The sequence below is a fragment of the Peteryoungia rhizophila genome (genome assembly GCF_004912145.1).
Lineage (GTDB): Bacteria > Pseudomonadota > Alphaproteobacteria > Rhizobiales > Rhizobiaceae > Allorhizobium > Allorhizobium rhizophilum.
Genome location: NZ_STGT01000002.1, coordinates 108,084 through 127,757, shown reverse-complemented (window position 1 = coordinate 127,757; position 19,674 = coordinate 108,084). Strand labels below are relative to the sequence as shown.

General features: G+C 62.4%; 22 protein-coding genes. 12 read left to right on the top strand and 10 right to left on the bottom strand.

What is annotated here, in order from left to right:
- Nucleotides 1-71 precede the first annotated feature (71 nt).
- From E9677_RS06595 to pufC, 12 genes are all read left to right on the top strand, one after another.
- Nucleotides 72-938, top strand: coding sequence for a polyprenyl synthetase family protein (locus E9677_RS06595; protein WP_136557321.1), 867 nt, complete (start codon nucleotides 72-74; stop codon nucleotides 936-938).
- Between the two features lie 64 nt (nucleotides 939-1,002).
- Nucleotides 1,003-2,139: a methyltransferase gene (locus E9677_RS06590; protein WP_235882879.1), complete on the top strand. Its 1,137-nt coding sequence runs from the start codon at nucleotides 1,003-1,005 to the stop codon at nucleotides 2,137-2,139.
- Between the two features lie 112 nt (nucleotides 2,140-2,251).
- Entirely contained in the window at nucleotides 2,252-3,190 is a 939-nt protein-coding gene (bchC, locus tag E9677_RS06585) for a chlorophyll synthesis pathway protein BchC (protein ID WP_136557319.1), read from the top strand.
- Nucleotides 3,187-4,194 (top strand): chlorophyllide a reductase iron protein subunit X, encoded by a 1,008-nt coding sequence (locus tag E9677_RS06580; protein WP_136557318.1) that lies wholly within the window; start codon nucleotides 3,187-3,189, stop codon nucleotides 4,192-4,194. The genes bchC and E9677_RS06580 overlap by 4 nt, the downstream gene beginning before the upstream one ends.
- 15 nt (nucleotides 4,195-4,209) lie before the next feature.
- A complete protein-coding gene (gene bchY / locus E9677_RS06575) occupies nucleotides 4,210-5,787 on the top strand; it encodes a chlorophyllide a reductase subunit Y (protein ID WP_136557317.1) in 1,578 nt (525 codons plus the stop codon).
- The gene (bchZ, locus tag E9677_RS06570) at nucleotides 5,781-7,232 is read left to right on the top strand and encodes a chlorophyllide a reductase subunit Z (protein ID WP_136557316.1); all 1,452 of its coding nucleotides are present in this window, start codon (nucleotides 5,781-5,783) and stop codon (nucleotides 7,230-7,232) included. Before bchY ends, bchZ begins: the two co-directional genes overlap by 7 nt.
- 44 nt (nucleotides 7,233-7,276) lie before the next feature.
- Nucleotides 7,277-7,510 carry a hypothetical protein gene (locus E9677_RS06565; RefSeq protein WP_136557315.1) on the top strand — a complete coding sequence of 78 codons (234 nt, stop codon included), beginning with the start codon at nucleotides 7,277-7,279 and terminating at the stop codon, nucleotides 7,508-7,510.
- Between the two features lie 115 nt (nucleotides 7,511-7,625).
- Nucleotides 7,626-7,847 carry a light-harvesting antenna LH1, beta subunit gene (gene pufB, locus E9677_RS06560; protein ID WP_006724822.1) on the top strand — a complete coding sequence of 74 codons (222 nt, stop codon included), beginning with the start codon at nucleotides 7,626-7,628 and terminating at the stop codon, nucleotides 7,845-7,847.
- A 12-nt stretch (nucleotides 7,848-7,859) separates the two neighbouring features.
- The gene (gene pufA / locus E9677_RS06555; RefSeq protein ID WP_102018682.1) at nucleotides 7,860-8,057 is read left to right on the top strand and encodes a light-harvesting antenna LH1, alpha subunit; all 198 of its coding nucleotides are present in this window, start codon (nucleotides 7,860-7,862) and stop codon (nucleotides 8,055-8,057) included.
- A gap of 99 nt (nucleotides 8,058-8,156) precedes the next feature.
- Complete coding sequence (pufL, locus tag E9677_RS06550; protein ID WP_136557314.1) at nucleotides 8,157-9,002, top strand: photosynthetic reaction center subunit L; 846 nt, start codon at nucleotides 8,157-8,159, stop codon at nucleotides 9,000-9,002.
- A 13-nt stretch (nucleotides 9,003-9,015) separates the two neighbouring features.
- A complete protein-coding gene (gene pufM, locus E9677_RS06545; protein ID WP_136557313.1) occupies nucleotides 9,016-9,981 on the top strand; it encodes a photosynthetic reaction center subunit M in 966 nt (321 codons plus the stop codon).
- A gap of 11 nt (nucleotides 9,982-9,992) precedes the next feature.
- A complete protein-coding gene (pufC, locus tag E9677_RS06540) occupies nucleotides 9,993-11,201 on the top strand; it encodes a photosynthetic reaction center cytochrome PufC (RefSeq protein WP_136557312.1) in 1,209 nt (402 codons plus the stop codon).
- A 201-nt stretch (nucleotides 11,202-11,402) separates the two neighbouring features.
- Here the strand turns inward: pufC and idi are convergent, their stop codons facing one another.
- Genes idi through bchM form a run of 10 tightly spaced genes read right to left on the bottom strand, consistent with a single transcriptional unit; the run spans nucleotide 11,403 to nucleotide 19,667 of the window.
- Nucleotides 11,403-11,936, bottom strand: coding sequence for an isopentenyl-diphosphate delta-isomerase (idi, locus tag E9677_RS06535; RefSeq protein WP_136557311.1), 534 nt, complete (start codon nucleotides 11,934-11,936; stop codon nucleotides 11,403-11,405).
- Between the two features lie 52 nt (nucleotides 11,937-11,988).
- Nucleotides 11,989-13,206, bottom strand: a complete 1,218-nt coding sequence (hemA, locus tag E9677_RS06530; RefSeq protein ID WP_136557310.1) for a 5-aminolevulinate synthase — start codon at nucleotides 13,204-13,206, stop codon at nucleotides 11,989-11,991.
- Nucleotides 13,206-14,105 (bottom strand): putative photosynthetic complex assembly protein PuhE, encoded by a 900-nt coding sequence (gene puhE / locus E9677_RS06525; RefSeq protein ID WP_136557309.1) that lies wholly within the window; start codon nucleotides 14,103-14,105, stop codon nucleotides 13,206-13,208. The genes hemA and puhE overlap by 1 nt, the downstream gene beginning before the upstream one ends.
- Nucleotides 14,106-14,115: 10 nt before the next feature.
- The gene (gene acsF / locus E9677_RS06520; protein ID WP_136558100.1) at nucleotides 14,116-15,165 is read right to left on the bottom strand and encodes a magnesium-protoporphyrin IX monomethyl ester (oxidative) cyclase; all 1,050 of its coding nucleotides are present in this window, start codon (nucleotides 15,163-15,165) and stop codon (nucleotides 14,116-14,118) included.
- Between the two features lie 56 nt (nucleotides 15,166-15,221).
- A complete protein-coding gene (locus E9677_RS06515) occupies nucleotides 15,222-15,527 on the bottom strand; it encodes a hypothetical protein (RefSeq protein WP_136557308.1) in 306 nt (101 codons plus the stop codon).
- Nucleotides 15,524-16,018, bottom strand: a complete 495-nt coding sequence (gene puhC, locus E9677_RS06510; RefSeq protein ID WP_136557307.1) for a photosynthetic complex assembly protein PuhC — start codon at nucleotides 16,016-16,018, stop codon at nucleotides 15,524-15,526. The genes E9677_RS06515 and puhC overlap by 4 nt, the downstream gene beginning before the upstream one ends.
- A 9-nt stretch (nucleotides 16,019-16,027) precedes the next feature.
- Complete coding sequence (gene puhB, locus E9677_RS06505) at nucleotides 16,028-16,702, bottom strand: photosynthetic complex putative assembly protein PuhB (RefSeq protein WP_136557306.1); 675 nt, start codon at nucleotides 16,700-16,702, stop codon at nucleotides 16,028-16,030.
- Nucleotides 16,699-17,478: a photosynthetic reaction center subunit H gene (gene puhA / locus E9677_RS06500; RefSeq protein ID WP_136557305.1), complete on the bottom strand. Its 780-nt coding sequence runs from the start codon at nucleotides 17,476-17,478 to the stop codon at nucleotides 16,699-16,701. Before puhA ends, puhB begins: the two co-directional genes overlap by 4 nt.
- Before the next feature lie 36 nt (nucleotides 17,479-17,514).
- Entirely contained in the window at nucleotides 17,515-18,954 is a 1,440-nt protein-coding gene (locus E9677_RS06495) for a BCD family MFS transporter (RefSeq protein ID WP_136557304.1), read from the bottom strand.
- On the bottom strand, nucleotides 18,951-19,667 hold the full coding sequence (bchM, locus tag E9677_RS06490) for a magnesium protoporphyrin IX methyltransferase (RefSeq protein WP_136557303.1): 717 nt from the start codon (nucleotides 19,665-19,667) through the stop codon (nucleotides 18,951-18,953). Before bchM ends, E9677_RS06495 begins: the two co-directional genes overlap by 4 nt.
- Nucleotides 19,668-19,674 lie beyond the last annotated feature (7 nt).

Here is a 19,674-nt window from a genome sequence, read left to right as displayed (position 1 = left end):
TGTCAATCTTGATTGACACAATAGTCAGTTGAGTAAAATTTACAATCGCGCAATCTTTGGAGGTGAGTCATATGGATTTCCCCGAGCGCATCGAAGCCGGCATGCAGCGCTCCCTGCGTTACGCGACCGCCAACGGATGTCCGCCCATCCTGTCGAAAGCTTTGCGACACGCCGTATTCCCCGGCGGAGCACGCATAAGGCCGCGCCTCAGCCTCGCCGTCGCTGCTGCTTGCGGCGACAGCGCCCCCCTCGCCGCCGACAGCGCAGCCGTCGCAATCGAACTCCTGCATTGCGCATCGCTGGTACACGACGACATGCCCTGCTTCGACAATGCAATGACCCGGCGCGGCGCACCCAGCGTACACGCGGAGTTCGGCGAGGAGATCGCTCTGCTTGTCGGCGATGGCCTGATCATCGCTGCCTTCGAGACGGTGGCGAGAGAAACGCAGACGACCCCCCTTCTCACCGCTCCGATGATCGCGACCATCGCAAAGGCCGTCGGCAGTCCTTACGGCCTGGTTGCCGGGCAGGCCTGGGAGAGCGAACCGGAGATCAACATCGCCGCCTATCACCGCGCCAAGACCGCCTCGCTGTTTAGTGGAGCAGTTTCCACCGGCGCGATCGCGTCGGGCGGCAACCCCCAGGAATGGCTGGTCTTGGCAGACGCCCTAGGCGCCGCCTATCAGGTCGCGGACGACCTATACGATGCCGTCGGGCAATCGGACGCAGGAAAGCCCATCGGCCAGGACAGCCGCAACGGCAAACCCAACATTGTCGCCAGCATCGGCCTCGATGCGTCCCTTGTCCGCTTGAAATGCCTCGTGGGCGAGGCTGTCGACAGTGTCCCGGACTGCCCGGGCGCCGAAGCCTTCCGCTCGATGATCCGCAACGAAGCGACGCGGCTGATGCCGAAGACGCTCGCAACCAGCGCTGCGTGATGCCATGGACACCGGCGGTGGAAGAGGCTTTCAGGCCAGCCCGCCGACCGGCAGAACAGCCGGCATGCAGCACGGCGAGCGAGATCCCGTGAACTCGTTCGCCGTCAGACTGCGGCTCTGGCGCAACCGTCAGATCGCGTCACCCCGTTTCCGTGCCCTCGTCGCGCGGCTGCCTGTTCTGCGCGGCATAGCAAACCGCAAGGCGAACCAACTCTTCCACCTGACCACCGGCTTCGTCCACACCCAAATCCTGTCGGCCTGCGTGCATCTCGGCCTGTTCGAGGCACTGGAGGGTGCAGCGCGTTCGACCACTGCCATCGCTTTGCGCTGCAGCGTGACACCAGACCACATGCGACACCTGCTAGATCAGGCGAGACGCCTCGACCTTGTAGTGAACGCCGGACCCGATCTGTGGGTCTTGTCCGACGCTGGCGCGGTTCTCGCGTCCGAACGTGGTCTGCGCGAAATGATCCGCCACCATGACATGTTCTACCGTGACATCGCCAATGCCGAGGCCTTCTGGCGCGGGGAGGTTCGCGAAACGGAACTACGCCGCTACTGGGCTTATGTTCGCGGCGGTGCTCCGGCCACGATCGGGAGCGCGGATGTCGCGCCCTATTCGGCCCTGATGCGTGAGAGCCAGGCCATGCTTGCCGACTGCATCCTCGCGTCACACGACTTTGGACAATACCGCTCCGTGCTCGATATAGGCGGAGGCGAAGGCGCCTTTCTTTGTGCAGCGGGCAACCGCCATCCAGACCTGAAACTCGCCCTGTTCGATCTTCCTGCGGTCACCGAACTCGCATCGCGTCACCTCAGCCAACAGGGCATTCTCGACCGCGCAACCCTGCACTCCGGTGATTTCGTCACGGATCGGATCCCAGCGACGGATGACTGCGTGTCGCTGATCCGAATCCTCTGTGACCATGATGACGAGCGTGCGCTGCTGATTCTGTCGAATCTCCATCGCCATCTTTCTCCCGGAGCGACACTGATCGTTGCAGAGGCCATGGCTGGGGACAGCGAAGGCCCTAACCTCGCCGCGCTCTATTTTGGCACCTACTTCGCGGCCATGGGCTCGGGACGTTGCCGAACAGCGCATGAAATCATCGGCCTGCTCGCGCAATGCGGCTTCCACCATGCGACGGCATCGACCACCACGAACCCGCTCTTGGCAGGGCTTGTTACCGCCAGACGGTAAACGACCTTAGTTAGACACAGCCTATGTGTAAATTTTGATTGACACTTTGTAGCGTAATCATAAGATGACATTTGGGAGCAGCAGGCATCCCGTGTCCGGGGAGGGCGCGATAATGCAAACCGCAGCCGTCGTTTTTGAAAACCCGGGAACTCTCGCCGTCAGGCGCCTGACGCTGAACGCATCCGATGCGTCCGACGTCGTGGTCGAATCCAGTTTCAGCGGCATTTCGAGCGGCACCGAAAAGATGCTCTACGAAGGCACGATGCCGGCCTTCCCGGGCATGCGCTATCCGCTCGTTCCCGGCTATGAGACGGTCGGCACGGTGGTCGAAGCCGGAGAGGCCTCCGGTCGTTCGGTCGGGGATCAGGTCTTCGTGCCGGGCGCCAATTGTTATGCCGACGCAGCCGGGCTGTTCGGCGCGAGCGCTGCACGGCTCGTGGTTCCGGGCAGTCGAACGGTGCAGACCCGTTTTGAACATCCCGAAGAAGCCGCTCTCCTGGCACTGGCAGCGACTGCCCATCACGCCGTCTGTCGTTCGAATGGCCCGGCCTCGCTCGTAGTCGGCCATGGCGTGCTCGGGCGTCTGATTGCCCGCATCATCATGGCCGCCGGCCATCCCGCGCCGATCGTCTGGGAGACAAATGCCGCGCGCCGTACCGGCACACATGGCTACGTCGTCTCGGCACCCGAAAGCGGTCGTGACCTTAGGCATGACGTGATCATCGACGCGAGCGGCGACGCCGCAGTCGTCGACACGGCGATCGCTCATCTCAACCGGGGCGGCGAGCTTGTCCTCGCTGGTTTCTATGGCAGTCGTGTCGATTTCGGCTTCCCGGCCGCCTTCATCAAGGAAGCCACGATCGCAATCGCTGCGGAGTTCGCGCCCGCCGATATCGATGCTGTGCTCGCCTTGGTCGACGCTGGCCGCCTCTCGCTCGGCGGTCTCATCACCCATCATTCCGCTCCGTCCGATGCGGCCTCGGCCTATCGAACGGCATTCAACGACCCCGACTGCCTGAAAATGATCATCGACTGGAGGAAAGCCGCATGAGCCTCGACCTCGCACCAGACGGCCTTGAGCGCCTGCAGGAGAACCTTCGCGAAGAAGCCGCCATCGAACCCGATGCGCCGACGACCGGCAAGGTCACCAAGGATACACAGATCATCGCGATCTATGGCAAGGGCGGCATCGGCAAGAGCTTCACGCTCGCCAATCTCTCCTACATGCTGGCACAGCTCGGCAAAAAGGTCCTGCTGATCGGCTGCGATCCGAAAAGCGACACCACCTCGCTGCTCTTCGGTGGCCGCGCCTGCCCGACAATCCTCCAGACCGCCTCGCGCAAAAAAGAAGCCGGACAGGAGGTCTCGATCTCGGATGTCTGCTTCAAGCGCGACGGAGTCTACGCCATGGAACTGGGAGGCCCGGAAGTGGGTCGTGGCTGCGGCGGACGTGGCATCATCCACGGCTTCGAAACGCTGGAAAAGCTCGGCTTCCATGACTGGGACTTCGACTTCATCTTGCTCGACTTCTTGGGCGACGTGGTCTGCGGCGGCTTCGGCCTGCCGATCGCCCGTGACATGTGCCAGAAGGTCGTCGTTGTCGGGTCGAATGACCTGCAGTCGCTCTACGTCGCCAACAATGTTTGTTCAGCGGTGAAATACTTCCGCAATCTCGGCGGTAATGTCGGGGTCGCCGGCCTCGTCATCAACAAGGACGACGGCACGGGCGAGGCCCAGGCATTTGCGGACGCCGTGGGCATCCCGGTACTCGCCTCGATCCCGCAGGATGACGATATCCGTCGCAAGAGCGCCAACTACCAGATCATCGGCACGCATGACAGCCAGTGGGGGCCGCTCTTCGAGGCGCTCTCCATCAACCTCGCCGAAGCGCCGCCGATTCTCCCCAAGCCGCTCGACCAGGACGGCCTCCTCGGCCTCTTCGACGCCAGCGAAACCGGCGCCGATTACAAGCTCCAGCCAGCTCTGCCGGAAGACATGTGCGCGACGGGCGCGCTGAAACGGCCTTCCCTGGAAGTCGTCTACGACAACGTGTGAGATCGGGTGAGCATTATGGATGACCTTCGCAAGGAATTCGAGCCGGACGAGACCAACGGGACAACTCCCGTCGGCAACGATGCCGCCGTCCTTGCCGACGGTGCAGACGGAAATGGTATCGGTTGCCACGGTGGCACGGAACTCTCCAAGGCAGCGGCGCGCGCCGCCGGCCAGGGTGAGCTCATGGACCGCTTCGAAGCGGATTATCCCAAAGGGCCGCACGACCAGCCACAATCCATGTGCCCCGCTTTCGGATCGCTCCGCGTCGGCCTTCGCATGCGCCGCGTCGGCACGATCCTCTCGGGCTCTGCCTGCTGCGTCTACGGCCTGACCTTTACCTCGCATTTCTACGGCGCCAAGCGCTCCGTCGGCTACGTGCCCTTCAATTCAGAGACCCTGGTCACCGGCAAGCTCTACGAGGACATCGTCGAGGCCGTGCACCAGATGGCGGATCCGGCCAAGTTCGATGCCGTCGTCGTCACCAATCTCTGCGTCCCATCTGCGTCTGGCGTGCCGCTCCGGATGCTGCCGCGCGAAATCGATGGCGTCCGTATCGTCGGCATCGACGTTCCCGGCTTCGGCGTTCCGACCCATGCGGAAGCGAAAGACGTGCTGTCAGGCGCGATGCTCGCCTATGCCCGCCAGGAAATCGGCGAAGGCCCGGTCCAGCGTCCGCGCGGCGGGCTGAAGGACAGGCCCACCGTCACCCTGCTCGGCGAGATGTTCCCGGTTGACCCCGTTGTCATCGGTGCCATGCTGGAGCCGATGGGCCTTGCTGCCGGCCCGACCGTTCCCGTCCGCGAATGGCGCGAGCTCTATTCTGCTCTCGACTGCGCCGCTGTGGCCGCGATCCATCCCTTCTACACGGCGAGCATCCGCGAATTCCAGGCTGCCGGCCGCCCGATCGTCGGCTCGGCACCTGTCGGCGTCGACGGAACGGATGCCTGGCTGAAGGCGATCGGCGACAGCTGCAACGTTTCAGAGGCGAAGACCAATATCAGCCGCAACGCGATGCGCGGCGCGATTAAGGCGGCCCTTGCCGAGCACAGGATCAACGGTCGCATCACGCTCTCCGGCTATGAAGGTTCCGAACTCCTGGTTGCCCGACTGCTCGTCGAACTTGGCGCGGATCTCCGCTATGTCGGCACGGCCTGTCCGAAGACACCCTACAACTCCGAGGACGCCGAATGGCTGTCCGCGCATGGGGTGCAGTTGCGCTTCCGCGCTTCGCTTGAGCAGGACCTCGCCGCCTTCGCGGAGTTCAAGCCCGACCTCGCCATCGGCACGACCCCCGTCGTGCAGAAGGCAAAGGAGGCAGCCACCCCTGCCCTCTACTTCACCAACCTGATTTCCGCCCGTCCCCTGATGGGTCCGGCCGGTGTTGCCTCGCTGCCAGCGGTCATCAATGCCGCCATCGGCAACAAGGACCGCTTCCTCGCCATGAACGCCTTCTTCGAGGGCGTCGGCAAAGGGGATGGTGCCGGCATCTGGGAAAACGTGCCCGAAGACCGCAGCGCCTATCGCAAGAAGTTCGCCGCCAAGGTCAAGCAGTCCCGCAACGCCGTCGACAATGGGGAGAGCGTCGGATGCTGATCCTCGACCACGACAGAGCCGGCGGCTACTGGGGCAGCGTCTATGCCTTCACCGCGATCAAGGGCCTGCAGGTCATCATCGACGGCCCTGTTGGCTGCGAGAACCTGCCGGTCACCTCGGTCCTTCACTACACCGACGCTCTGCCGCCGCATGAGCTGCCGATCGTCGTCTCCGGCCTGTCGGAAGACGAGCTAGGCCAGCACGGCACCGAGGGCGCCATGAAACGGGCCCGCCTGGCGCTCGATCCGGACCTGCCGGCCGTCGTTGTCACCGGCTCGATCGCCGAAATGATCGGTGGTGGCGTGACGCCTGAGGGATCGAACATCGTCCGCTTCCTGCCGCGCACCATCGATGAGGACCAGTGGCAGAGCGCCGACCGCGCCTTGAAATGGCTCTGGACAGAATTCGGCCCGAAGGGCGGCAAGGTGCCTGCACCGCGCCGGCGTCCCGAAGGCGCCAAGCCCCGCGTCAATATCATCGGCCCGATCTACGGCACCTACAACATGCCCTCGGATCTCGCCGAGATTCGTCGTCTGGTCGAGGGAATGGGCGCCGAGATCAACATGGTCTTCCCGCTGGGCAGCCATCTCGAAGACGTGCGCAAGCTCGCCGACGCCGACGCCAATATCTGCCTCTACCGCGAGTTCGGCCGTCTACTTTGCGAGACGCTCGACCGTCCCTATCTGCAGGCACCGATCGGCATCCATTCGACGACGTCCTTCCTGCGCGAACTCGGCGACATGCTCGGCCTCGATTCGGAACCCTTCATCCTGAAGGAAAAGCACACGACGCTGAAGCCGCTCTGGGATCTCTGGCGCTCCGTCACCCAAGACTTCTTTGCGACCGCCAGCTTCGCGATCGTCGCAAACGAGACCTATGTGCGCGGCATCCGGAATTTCCTCGAGGAGGAAATGGGCCTGCCCTGCAACTTCGCGATCCCCCGCAAGGCGGGCTCGAAGACCGACAATATCGAGGTCGCGGAACTCACGGCCAAGAAGCCGCCGATGATCATGTTCGGCTCATTCAACGAGCGCATGTACATGGCCGAGCGCGGTGCCCGCGGCAAGTTCGTGCAGCTCTCCTATCCCGGCGCCATCGTTCGTCGCCATCCCGGCACGCCTGTCATGGGCTATTCGGGTGCGGCCTGGCTGATCCAGGAAGTCTGCAACGCCCTCTTCGACATGCTGTTCGACATCCTGCCGCGCGCCGGAGAACTCGACGCCATCGAAGCGACGACAGCCCGTCCGCGCAGCGAAATGGCCTGGCAGTCCGATGCCCAGGCGTCGCTTGAAACATTCATCGGCAACGAGCCGGTGCTCGTCCGAATCTCCGCCGCCAAGCGGCTGAGGGAAGCGGCAGAGCGCGAGGCGCGCCGGGCCGAAGACCACGAAGTGACCCGTCATCATGTCGAAACGGCCGCCCGCCTAGAGGGAGCCTATGCATGAGCGAGGGAACGAGACCCATCAACGGGAAAGCTGGAGGTGAAGCCATGATCACTGCAACCCGATCCGACCAGGACCTGCGTCGACATCGCGACCGCCAGTCCGAGCGCCAGAACATGCGGCGTCTCTACCTCCTTCTTTATCCGCTGTGCCTTTGCGCAGCCTTGACATCGAGGCTTGCCGGGCACGCGGAAGACGCCGCCGAGCGGCCTGCCCAATCCATCTTCGCCGAGGCTCGCTCCTCGGCCTATGCAGCTGCCGGTTACGCATTTCACGCGTGACCCGATCCCTTTGCCGGTGTTCTCGACACTGGCAGAAACCCGGCAGGTTCTTCAAGGCCCTGCCGAAACCCCGCCGCGGGGGCGCCGCGGTGTTCGAGACTAGGAGGTGAATTTGATGGCTGAAACATCAAATGTTTCGCTTTCGGGTCTGACCGAAAGCGAAGCGCGCGAGGTCCATGGATTCTTCATCCAAGGCTTCATGATATTCACGGCGATTGCCATCGTCGCGCATATCTTGGTCTGGATGTGGCGTCCCTGGATCCCGGGTCCAGAAGGTTACAGCTCTCTCGAGGGCATTAACCAGACGGCTCTCACGCTTCTGCCGATGTTGACCTGAGGAGGACGCGATATGTGGAGAGTCTGGCTTATGTTCGATCCGCGCAAAGCGCTGGTTGCACTGTCTGTATTCCTGTTCACGCTTGCGATCCTTATCCACTTCATCCTGCTGAGCACGGAACGCTTCAACTGGCTGGAGGGCAAGCCCCTCACGACCAGTTCCCTGGAGCATTCCCTCTCTGAAGGCGTGGATCTCCGGCTCATCGGCTGAAGGACCAAGACGGCAGCGGGCGTGACCTAGGTCTCGCCCGCCGCCAAATCGCATGACCCGACAACGCCGCCTGGCTGATCACCTCTGGAGGAAACGAACATGGCGCTGCTGAGTTTTGAACGCAAATATCGCGTACGAGGCGGTACGCTGCTCGGAGGCGATCTCTTCGATTTCTGGGTAGGACCGTTCTATGTCGGCTTCTTCGGCGTGACGACGGCCTTTTTCGCCACGCTCGGGACGGCACTTTTGATCTATGGCGCGGCGCTCGGTCCGACATGGAACATCTGGCAGATCTCGATCGCGCCGCCGGACCTGTCCTACGGTCTGGCTTTGGCACCGCTGAAAGAAGGCGGCCTCTGGCAGATCGTCACGGTCTGTGCGCTCGGCGCCTTCATATCCTGGGCACTCCGCGAAGTGGAAATCTGCCGCAAACTCGGCATGGGTTACCACGTGCCATTTGCGTTTTCGTTCGCGATTTTCGCCTACGCGACGCTCGTCATCTTCCGGCCGCTGCTGCTCGGAGCCTGGGGCCATGGCTTCCCCTATGGCATCTTCAGCCATCTGGATTGGGTGTCCAACGTCGGCTACCAATATCTGCATTTCCACTACAATCCGGCGCATATGATCGCGGTGACATTCTTCTTCACCACGACCCTGGCACTGTCCCTGCATGGCGGCCTGATCCTGTCGGCTGCCAATCCGGGCGCATCGAACACCGAAGCCGGCAAGCAGGCCGAGGTGAAGACGCCCGAGTACGAAGACACATTCTTCCGCGACATCATCGGCTACTCGATCGGCACGCTGGGCATCCACCGCCTCGGCCTGATCCTGGCGCTGAACGCGGGTTTCTGGAGCGCCGTCTGCATCATCATCAGCGGACCGTTCTGGAATCAAGGCTGGCCGCAATGGTGGAACTGGTGGCTGACGCTGCCGATCTGGAACTGAGGGGGACCGGACCATGTTATTAGCGCAGTATCAAAACATCATCACACCGATCCAGGTCAGCGGTCCGCTTGAAGAGGGCATGCCCCTTCCAGCCGGCGACAGCCCCCGCGCCGGCAAGCCAATGCTGGTGCACCTGTTCGGCATGATCGGCAACGCCCAGATCGGACCGATCTATCTCGGCTATCTCGGCACGCTCTCGCTTGTCTTCGGCTTCATCGCCTTCGAGATCATCGGGCTCAACATGCTGGCCTCGGTCGGCTGGGACCCGATCCAGTTCGTTCGTCAACTCTTCTGGCTGGGGCTTGAGCCACCAAGTGCCGAATACGGCTTGAAGGTCCTGCCGCCCTTGGCGGAAGGCGGCTGGTGGCTGATCGCCGGCTTCTTCCTGACGGCATCCGTTCTTCTCTGGTGGGTGCGCGTCTATCGCCGTGCACGCCAGCTGGAGATGGGCACCCATGTCGCCTGGGCCTTTGCCGCCGCGATCTTCCTGTTTTTGTCACTCGGCTTCATCCGTCCGCTGCTGATGGGCAATTTCTCCGAGGCCGTACCTTTCGGGATCTTTCCGCATCTTGACTGGACCGCCGCTTTCTCCATCCGCTACGGCAATCTCTACTACAATCCCTTCCACTGCCTCTCGATCGTCTTCCTCTACGGCTCTGTCCTGCTCTTTGCGATGCATGGCGCAACCATCCTTGCCGTCGGCAGATATGGCGGTGAGCGAGAGCTGGAACAGATCACGGACCGCGGCACGGCTTCCGAGCGCGCTGCCCTGTTCTGGAGATGGACCATGGGCTTCAACGCCACCATGGAATCCGTCCACCGCTGGGCCTGGTGGTTTGCCATCCTGACCCCGATCACAGGCGGTATCGGCATCCTGCTGACAGGCACAGTGGTCGACAACTGGTACCTCTGGGGCATCAACCATGGGATCGTGTCCCCGCTGCCGGGCTATCCCGGCGTCGTCGACCCGGCGCTTTGAGGAGAACGACGATGAAACTCTGGATTCCCTTCGCCCTCTCCGCCGGTTCCCTGCTGACGATCGCAAGCTTCGTTGGCGCCGGCTGGGATGCGCCTCCTGTCGAAACCACGCAGATCGGCTTCCGCGGTACAGGCATGTATATTCACCGCGACGTCGAGAAACAGGAAGCGCTCGCAGTCGCCAATGTGGTCCCGGAAGCCCCCTGGGAGGCCGATCCGGCCGGAGACAAGGCCCGCGACTTGTATGAGAACGTCCAGATCCTGGGCGATCTCTCCGACGATCAGTTCAACCAGTTCATGGCCTCGATCACGGAATGGATCGCGCCGGAGGCCGGCTGCAACTACTGCCACAACCCGGAAAATCTCGCCTCCGACGAAGTCTACCAGAAAGTCGTCGCGCGTCGCATGATCCAGATGACCCAGGCGATCAACGTGGACTGGCAGAGCCATGTCGGCCAGGTCGGCGCGACCTGCTACACCTGTCACCGCGGCCAGGCGATTCCCACGAACTATTGGTACGAAGACACCGAGCCGAAGCCGGCCGGCGGCATGACACAGGACCGGGCCGGCCAGAACGTCGTCGCCAAGTTCGGCGGCAACTCGTCGCTGCCTCAGAACGTGCTGAAGGACTATCTGCTCGACGCCAAGCAGATCCGCGTTCACTCGACGACGGCGCTGCCGACCGGCACCAATCTCGCCGGCACGAAGCAGACGGAGGCGACCTGGTCGCTGATGATGCATATGTCGGAATCGCTCGGTGTGAATTGCACGACCTGTCACAACAGCCGAGCCTTCAACGCCTGGGACGAAAGCCCGCCGCAGCGCGTAACCGCCTGGCACGGGATCAGACTGGTACGTGACATCAATGCCAATTACATGGTCGGCCTCACTCCCGTCTTCCCGGCAACCCGAAAGGGACCTGAGGGCGACGTCTTCAAGGTTGGCTGCGGCACCTGCCATGCGGGCGTCCAGAAGCCCCTGAATGGCGTCTCGATGCTGCAGGCCTATGCGGACTCGCTGGTGAAAAAGGGCCCGATGGAGGTTCCGGACTTCTCCACCTATCAGCCAGGCATCACCCAGCTCATGGCACCTGCGGGACAGACGGCCACACCCCCGGCTGAACCTGCGGCTGCCACCACCCCGGCGGATCCCGCGGTCTCTACGCCGCCACCGGCTGAGCCCACCGTCGTCACGCCACCGGCGGCCCCTGCGACACCATAGCCGCCGGGCGGGGACCCGCCCGCTGACCGAATAACGGCCTCCCAAGGCAGGCCGCAATGGGAAGGGGAGCTCTCGGGCTCCCCTTCTTGCTGCGTCACGTTTTGCAAAGTGGGTGGAGATCAGTCGGCAAGAAATGCGGCCTCAGCGTGTAGCCGAGGCCTACAAGTCAGATATACGATTGAGAGGATGGACGCTCGGGCCTCAGGCTGCTTCCAAGAAGCTCAAGCCGGGAAAGCGCTGCAGATAAATCCGGAACCAGGGCGTGAAATCCTGCGGGCGCTCCCGCACCTCCTGCAGGAGCTCGACCGGCGCAATCCAGCGGACATCCTCGACCTCAGCCTCGGCAGGCTCGATATGAAGCGTCCGCTTGTCGACATGAGCGCTGAACAAGGTCACGCGCTCATGCTCCTTCAGCCCTTGCCCGACATCGGCAGCGTATTCCACTGTCTGGTGACGGGTGAGCGGCACGGTGAAGCCGAGCTCCTCTGTGAGGCGGCGCTCGGCGCAATCTTCCACGCTCTCCGCCCAATGGGGATGCGTGCAGCAGGTATTCGCCCAGAGGCCGGCGCAATGATATTTGGTCGTTGCCCGCTTCTGGATCAGCAGCAAATCGCCATCGAAAACGAAGACCGAGACCGCAAGATGCAGCTGACCATCGAGATGCGCCTGCATCTTCTCGATCGGATAAAGCGATCCGTCACCGGCGATCGCCGGGATGTAAATGCTTTCGGTCATCCTGTCCGGTTCCACAGAGATCCTGGGCTTGCCGATAAGCCCTTCGCCCAGTTTAGGCAACAGCCCTCGCCAAGGCGCATTTCGACCAGAGCGAACAGAGCGCTTCGGCCAGATGGTCGATATGAGCATCACTGTGCAGCGGCGTCGGCGTGATGCGCAAGCGCTCCTTGCCCACAGGGACCGTCGGATAGTTGATCGGCTGCACATAGATGCCGAAATCGTCGAGCAACACGTCCGAGATCCATTTGCACTTCGCCGCATTGCCGACCATGACGGGCACGATGTGGCTGGGATTGTGCATATGCGGAATACCGCGGACATCAAGCGCACGCCGCACCTTGGCAACGGTCGCCTGATGCATAAGGCGCTCGAAGGGGCTGTTCTTCAGGTGGCGGATCGACGCAGTCGCCGCGGCTGCGAGCGCCGGCGGGATCGCGGTCGTGAAGATGAAGCCCGAAGCGAAGGAGCGGACGAAGTCGACGAGAACGGCCGGGCCGGTGATATAGCCGCCCATGACGCCGAAGGCCTTGCCCAGCGTCCCCTCGATGACCGTCAACCGGTCCATGAGGCCTTCCCGCTCGGCAACGCCACCGCCACGCGGACCATACATGCCAACGGCATGTACCTCGTCGAGATAGGTGAGCGCCCCGAACTGGTCGGCCACGTCGCAGATCTCCTTGATCGGCGAAATGTCGCCATCCATCGAATAGACACTCTCGAAGGCGACGAGCTTCGGAGCTGCCGGATCGTCGGCCGCCATCAGCTCCTTCAAGTGCTTGTAGTCATTGTGGCGGAACTGTCGTTTGATGCAGCGGGAATGGCGGATACCTTCGATCATCGAGGCATGATTGAGCGAGTCCGAATAGCAGATGATGCCGGGGATCTTTGCGAGCAGCGTCCCGAGGGCAGCCCAGTTGGACACGTAGCCCGAGGTGAAGATCAGAGCGCCTTCCTTGCCATGCAGGTCCGCGAGTTCCTGCTCGAGCAGGACGTGATAGTGATTGGTGCCAGAGATGTTACGCGTGCCGCCGGCACCGGCGCCGCATTTGCGCACCACCTCGATCATGCGATCGGTCACGAGCGGGTTTTGCCCCATGCCGAGATAGTCGTTCGAACACCAGACGGTGACATCGCGCACCATACCATCGGCATTGTGGAATGCGGCTTTCGGAAAGGCCGAGCAGTGACGCTCCAGATCCGCGAATACGCGGTAATTGCCGGCAGTATGCAGTCCGGCGAGCGCCTCTTCCATGTGCTGGAAAACAGTCATCAGTCTTTCCTCTTCCCGATCGTGTCTTGTGCAATTGCTGTCCAGGAGGTGTTTGGCACGGACACAGGCCCACCCTCCTTGAGTGCGGAAACGCCGTCCGCCCCAGGGCGGATGGCAAGGTTCGCCCGCTCCTGCTTCGCCATCGCCCAGCGCCACAGCGCCGTGTCGGAGATGGGAAGTACGAGAACGAGGTGTTCGATGATGGCGAGCGCCATGAAGGTGGCGAGCAGCGTGTGCCCGACAACGGAATGCGCCTGGGTCGCGCGGTTTGCGCCGACCACCAGTATGGCGAAGATACCTGCAGCGATCGCGAGGAGAACCGGAAACAGAGGGGTCATCCGGTCCGTCTTGAAATAGCTTTTCAGATGCCGAATGCCTTTCGGCATCAGCTCACTTATCGCATGCGGGGCGCCGAGGAAGATGAGCAGCTTGGCAGAGATCCGCATGCCCCAAAGCAAGCCGAAGGCCGCAAGGCCGAAGAGATTGGCCGAACCAGAGAGCATGAACCAGAGGGCGACGGCCGTCACCAGAATGGCGATCTCGTGGTCACTGACCGCCTCCCAGGCTGCACGGAAGCGACGAATGCCGGTGAGACCCGGCGGGCATTCGCCCCTTCTCCGTCCTGTCAGTAACCCTGTCAGGAAGGCGGCCTCATGCCAGGCCCAGACGAGCAACGCGCCGAAGAAGCCGACATAGGAACCGAGCACGGTCGGCTCCTGCGCGCCCCAGACCATCAGCGCAACGCCGAAGGCCCCGATAAGTGTCATCAACGCCATGAGCACCAGGCCCCTGCCCCGCGGCCCATTCGACCGGTTGACCATGGCCAGCACCAGTCCGGTCGAAAGCCACCATACCGAGATGGCAACGAGAACGACGGCGAGCGGGTGCGTGAGGGTCATGGCGATCTCCTCACCAGACCGGCTGCAGGCGGGACGTGGCGGGGATGGCGTTGGACTTCGTCGGGATCACATACATCCGGACGAAATTGACGGCGGCCGCCGCCGACCAGAAGCCTTTGGCAATCTTTCCGCCGAGCCCGCCTTTTTCATTCGCCGCCATGATCTTGCGGTTGATCCGCTCCATCCGGCGGAAACCTTCGTGAAGGGCCGGATTATCAAGATCGAGCACCAGTGGGAAGCACTGGCGCGAGATCTCGCTCGTCAGCCGGAAGACTTTCATATCGTAGTCGTCGATGTCGACCCCAAGCCCCTTGTGGAAGGCCGGCCGCATGTGATCGCGCACATACATGGTCGCAAAAACCGCAAGCAGGAAGAACTTGATCCAGTACTTGTTCATGCCCTCCATCAGCCGCTTGTCGGAGCGGATGATCAGCGAGAAGGCCTCGCCATGGGAGAATTCGTCATTGCACCACTCGCGGAACCACTTGAAGATCGGGTGGAAGCGCTGTTCGGGGTGCTTTTCGAGATGCCGGAAAATGGTGATGTAGCGAGCATAGCCGATCTTCTCGGACAGATAGGTCGCATAGTAGATGAACTTCGGCTTGAAGAAGGTGTACTTCTTTGCCTTTGCCAGGAAGCCCATGTTCACGCCGATGCCGAATTCCTTCAGCGCATCATTGATGAACCCGGCATGACGTGACTCGTCACGGCTCATATAGCCGAAGAGCTCGCAGATTTCCTGGTTCTTGCCGCGCCGCTTCATCTCCTTGTAGAGGACGCAGCCCGAGAATTCTGATGTGAGCGAGGAAACGAGGAAATCGATGAACTCCTCGCGAAGATCGTCCGGCAGGGCATCGATGTCGATATCGTCCCATTGTTCGTTGCGCTTGAAGTGGCCGCGGTTCGGATCGCTCTTCATCTGGGCGATCAGCACGTCCCATTCGGCGCGCACCGGCTCGACATTGATCTTGTCCATCTCTTCGAAATCGGTGGTGTAGAAGCGGGGAGTGAGCATCGTGGAGACGAGCGCGCTGCGGGTCGTGTCGCTGACCCCGGCCATACGTTCCTCGACAGTCGGCTCGTGATCGGAAAGATCAACAGGCGAAACATGGTTGTTCATGACAGTGCCCTCTCCGTGAAGCTAAATTCGCACAATTCCATCATGTCGAGATCGCCGGTGGCCCGGGTCCAGGCCCGTTCCAGGGCACCTGCCCGGGTTATGGTCGCCTTGCGGCGAAAATTCTGGCTGGATCCATAGGGGATGGAGACCGGTGCACCATGCACCTGCACTTCGTCACCGGGATGGACCACGACACCATTGTCGAACCTCAAATGCGCACCGAGCGCCTCGAAGGTATTGTTGATCTCGACGGTACAATCGACCGTCTCCTTCCGTCGCATCAAGGCAAAGACCGGGTTCATTGGCTTTCTCCTCCCTGTGGGCCCAGAAGGGCTTCGAATGCGGCCACGTTGTCGCGACCAAAGGCATCGAGATAGATCCGTTCGCCGGTTCCCGTATCGGACAGGCTGATTCCACCGGCGTCCCACTTGATCAGCCTGTATGGCGTATCGAACGGTACCTTGGAGACCTGGCGCATGCGCTCGAAAGCGCGCAACGAGCCAGGCACAAAGCCACCGGCCTGTGGCGCATAGCTTGCGATCTCCTGGCCAGTCGCAGCATCTCTCACCACGACGAAGTCTGAAGTGCTGCGGGTAATGGTGACGTCGCGGATGGCGATCGGTGCAGCCTGCTGCTGCTTGACGAGACCCAGCCCCGTGGTCTTTCCGAACAGAATTGCTCCTGCCGTGAAAGCCAGCAGACCGACGAGACCAAGGAACAGGCCACGGGGGACCCGATTAGGCGTCTTGCCCTTGCGGTCTGCCCAGTAGCCGAGATGCGAGGCCGATCCCATGAGACGCTCCTATTCGGCTGCGACGACGGAAGTCGGCATTGCGCGTCCGGCCGTCTCTTGCACGATGATCCTTGGCTGCTCCGCGCGGGCGCCACGATACTGGCCGATCGCTGCCGATAGGATGTTCGCCGCCTTGTCCGCGTCCGGAAGATAAACCAGGCTCGGCTCGGGCCTGGCGAAACGGAAACCGCGCACATGCGGCCACTGAATAAGCCAGGAGATGCGCTGCTCCGGCAGGAGCGCGATAGCGATCAAGCCGGCCTTCTCGCCGATGCGTGCGAGCGAGACGCCATCGATCTGGCGGAAGGGCAGGTTCAGCGTCATGGAGATCGCCACGCCAAAGCGGATGACGATGCGCTCCGTCGTGATCGTGTAGAGCGTCGTCTTTTCAACAGCCCAGGCGAAGAGCTCGATCATGCCGATCAGCACGCCGGCAAGAGCAGTCAGAACTGCAACCGAAAACAAGATGCCGCCGGCAGGATGCCCGTCGGATAGACCGGCTGCCACTGCCCAGGTCGCGAGGACCAGGAAGTAGCCGACGATCCAACGGACCTTCAGCAGATGGCGGGCGATGAGGGCAGACGACGGCCGCCCCTGCCAGAGAATGACTTCACCAGCCGGCGGTACGCCGGGAAGGCCCGGCAGCGGCTCGATTTCATGTTCTCGCGTGACGAACTGTTTCACAGCAGTGGCTCCTGACGAAAGCGATCCGCATAGAGGAGACCGGCACCGAAATAGGCGGCGATCTTGTCTTCCTCGAGCAGGGTCACGAGTTCGGGGCGTGCAGTCGCCGGGACATCGGCGAACTGCGCGGCGGTCACGGCATGTACATAGAGATGCCGGACATTGCCGCGACCGGTCTGGAATACGACGAAGTTGTTCGGCAGCAGAACGGTACGGCCGCCCTCGCCAAGCTCGACCTCGTAGTAGCGGATCAGATGTTCCGCGCGGTCGACCCAGATGTCCCTGACGGTTCCCGCCACCTGACGGTCGCAACCGAGAACCGCGAGACCCCGCGGGTCGGCGGCACCTTCGGCGAGCCCGAAACCCTCAGCCACGCGCAGCGGCACGATGCGGGCGTCGCCATGGGCGGTAACGTCAGGCTTGTCGGAACGTTCAGCCCAGGAACCGGGACCGATACCGGCGAGCAGCGGATTGCCGACGGGCTCGGACGGATACCCGGGAGCAGGCGCGATGCGGCGGCTCGAGAAGGTGCGTTCGTCGCGCTTGAAATCCGGAGCATGGCGGATGCCCTGGCCATGCGGCAGGATGAAGGTCTTCTTCGGCGGCACAAAGAGCCAAGGGCTCTTGTTGTAGCGACCCGTCACATCCTCTTCGAGCGGATAGCCCTCGCGGCGGTCTTCCTGGCGCAGATACCAGATCAGCCCCGCGAAAAAGAGCCAGAACGCATAGAGCACCACTTGTGCGACATCGATATTCCCAACCAGCGACCCGGTCATATCAGACCCTCCCGTGTAAAGCGCTTCCGCCGGCGGTCAGCCGGGCAGCTCCGCCAGTCCAAAACGCATGTTATGCAGATAGTCCCTCTGGTAGCGCCGGCCGGTGAGTGGACCCAAGACAGCTAGGCACAGAAAGAGGAGAATGATTTCAAAGGTGTAGACGACCAGATACCCAGCAGCCGGCGTCATCATGGCCTCGCCCAGCGAGCCGTTGAGCGCGAGCGCATTGATCGTGTTCTTGATCACGCCACCGGCCAGCATGCTGGCGCCGATCGCTGTCGCCTGCACGGCACCCCAGGCACCGACAACAAGACCGCTGTCCGAGCGCTCGGCAATGCCCATGGCGGCCAGCATGGTGCCGACGGCAAACAGACCGCCACCCAAACCGATGCCCAGAGCACCGAGATGAAAGAGTGCGTTGAAGCCAAGCGGTGAGGCGAAGATGACAGCGCAGAATGCCCCGAGACCAATCAACAGGCCACGCGCCGCTATCCGATACATCTGCGCGCCATGCTTCAGGCTGTGGGCTGCCCAAGCAAAGCCGATCATGGTTCCGAAGGCCCAGAGCCCCGTCAGGCGCGTTGTTTCGCCAACGGACAAGCCGAGGATTTCGCCGCCGTAGGGCTCGAGCAGAATATCCTGCATCGAAAAGGCCGCTGACCCGATGGCGACCGCCAGCAGAAGCCGCATGACGCCGGGCGCGCTGCGATAGTCTTCAAGCGCGTCGAAGAAGCTCGACAGATCCCGGTCAACGGCCGTGCGGCGCACATCGCGGGCCTCCTGCTTCCAGATCGCAATCAAGTTGATGATGATGGTGAGCAGTGCCGTTCCCTGGATCACCTGGATCAGGAGCATCGGGGAAAAGTCGACGAGGAAAAAGCTATAGAAAGTCGACGCACCGATCATGCCGGTGAGCAGCATGAAGTAGAGAAGCGCGACCACCCGCGGCCGCTTCTCCTCCGGCACGAGATCGCTTGCGAGTGCCAAGCCGGCCGTCTGCGACATATGCATGCCGAAACCGGTGAGGATGAAGGCGAGGCTGGCGCCCGCGGCACCCGCCCAGTCGGGTCCGATGGTCTGCGACTGCAGGAGCAGCAGCGCAAAAGGCATGATCGCGAGACCACCGAACTGCAGCAGGCTTCCGAGCCAGACATAGGGCACGCGCCGCCAGCCGAGCACGGACTTGTAGGTGTCCGAGCGGAAGCCGAAAAGCAGCCGCAGCGGCGCGGCAAGAACCGGAATAGCGACCACGGCAGAGACGAGCGCGACGGAAACGCCGAGCTCGACGATCAGCACCCGGTTCAATGTGCCGGTCAGGAGAACAAGCACGCAACCGGCGGAAACCTGGAACAACGAAAGACGCAGCAGCCTGGAGAGTGGCATCTCGGCCGACGCCGCATCCGCAAACGGCATGAAACGCGTTCCAAGCTTTTGCCAGAACGAGATCATTTTGCGGTTGGCGGCAGCGATCGTCATGACCGGACCACCTCCATGGCTTGCGACGTGTAGAAGCCGACGCCGACCTTGTGGCTGCGGCCGGCCTGCCAATGGGCAAACTCCGGATGGTTGATCATCTCAGCGACGAGCCGGGACGGATCGACTGGATAGATTGCAGGCGCCCGGTTGCCGCGGGGGAAGACCTTGCCGGCAGCGAGCATGGCCCGCAGCAGGCGGGATCCAGGCGCCAGCGTGAAGATCATCTGGCGCGAGGTGCGCTCGGCCAGGGTATGGAGCACGCGCACGGCGTCTGCAGGGCGGTAATGGATCAGTACGTCCATCGCGACCACCGCATCGAAATGTCCGTGACAGGGGTCCAGCATGTCGCCACTGTGGAAACTGACAGAACCCTTGAAGCGCCCGTGTGCGGCTTCCATCTCGTGCGTCCGTTGGCGGGCATGGGCGATCATCTGCGCCGAGAGATCGATGCCGACGACTTCCGCGCCGCGTGCGATGAGTTCGAAGGATAGAACGCCGGAACCGCAGCCTGCATCGAGGATGCGCCAGCCGGTGAGATCCGCCGGGAGCCAGGAAGCGAGCGTGCCGCGCATCTCTTCGCGACCTTTCCGCACCGTGGCGCGGATGCCGCTCACCGGTTGGTCGCCGGTCAGGCGTTTCCATGCATCGAGCGCCGTACGGTCGAAGTAGTGTTCGATTTCACCGGTGCGTCTGATGTAATCGGCCTGGCTCATGGCAACC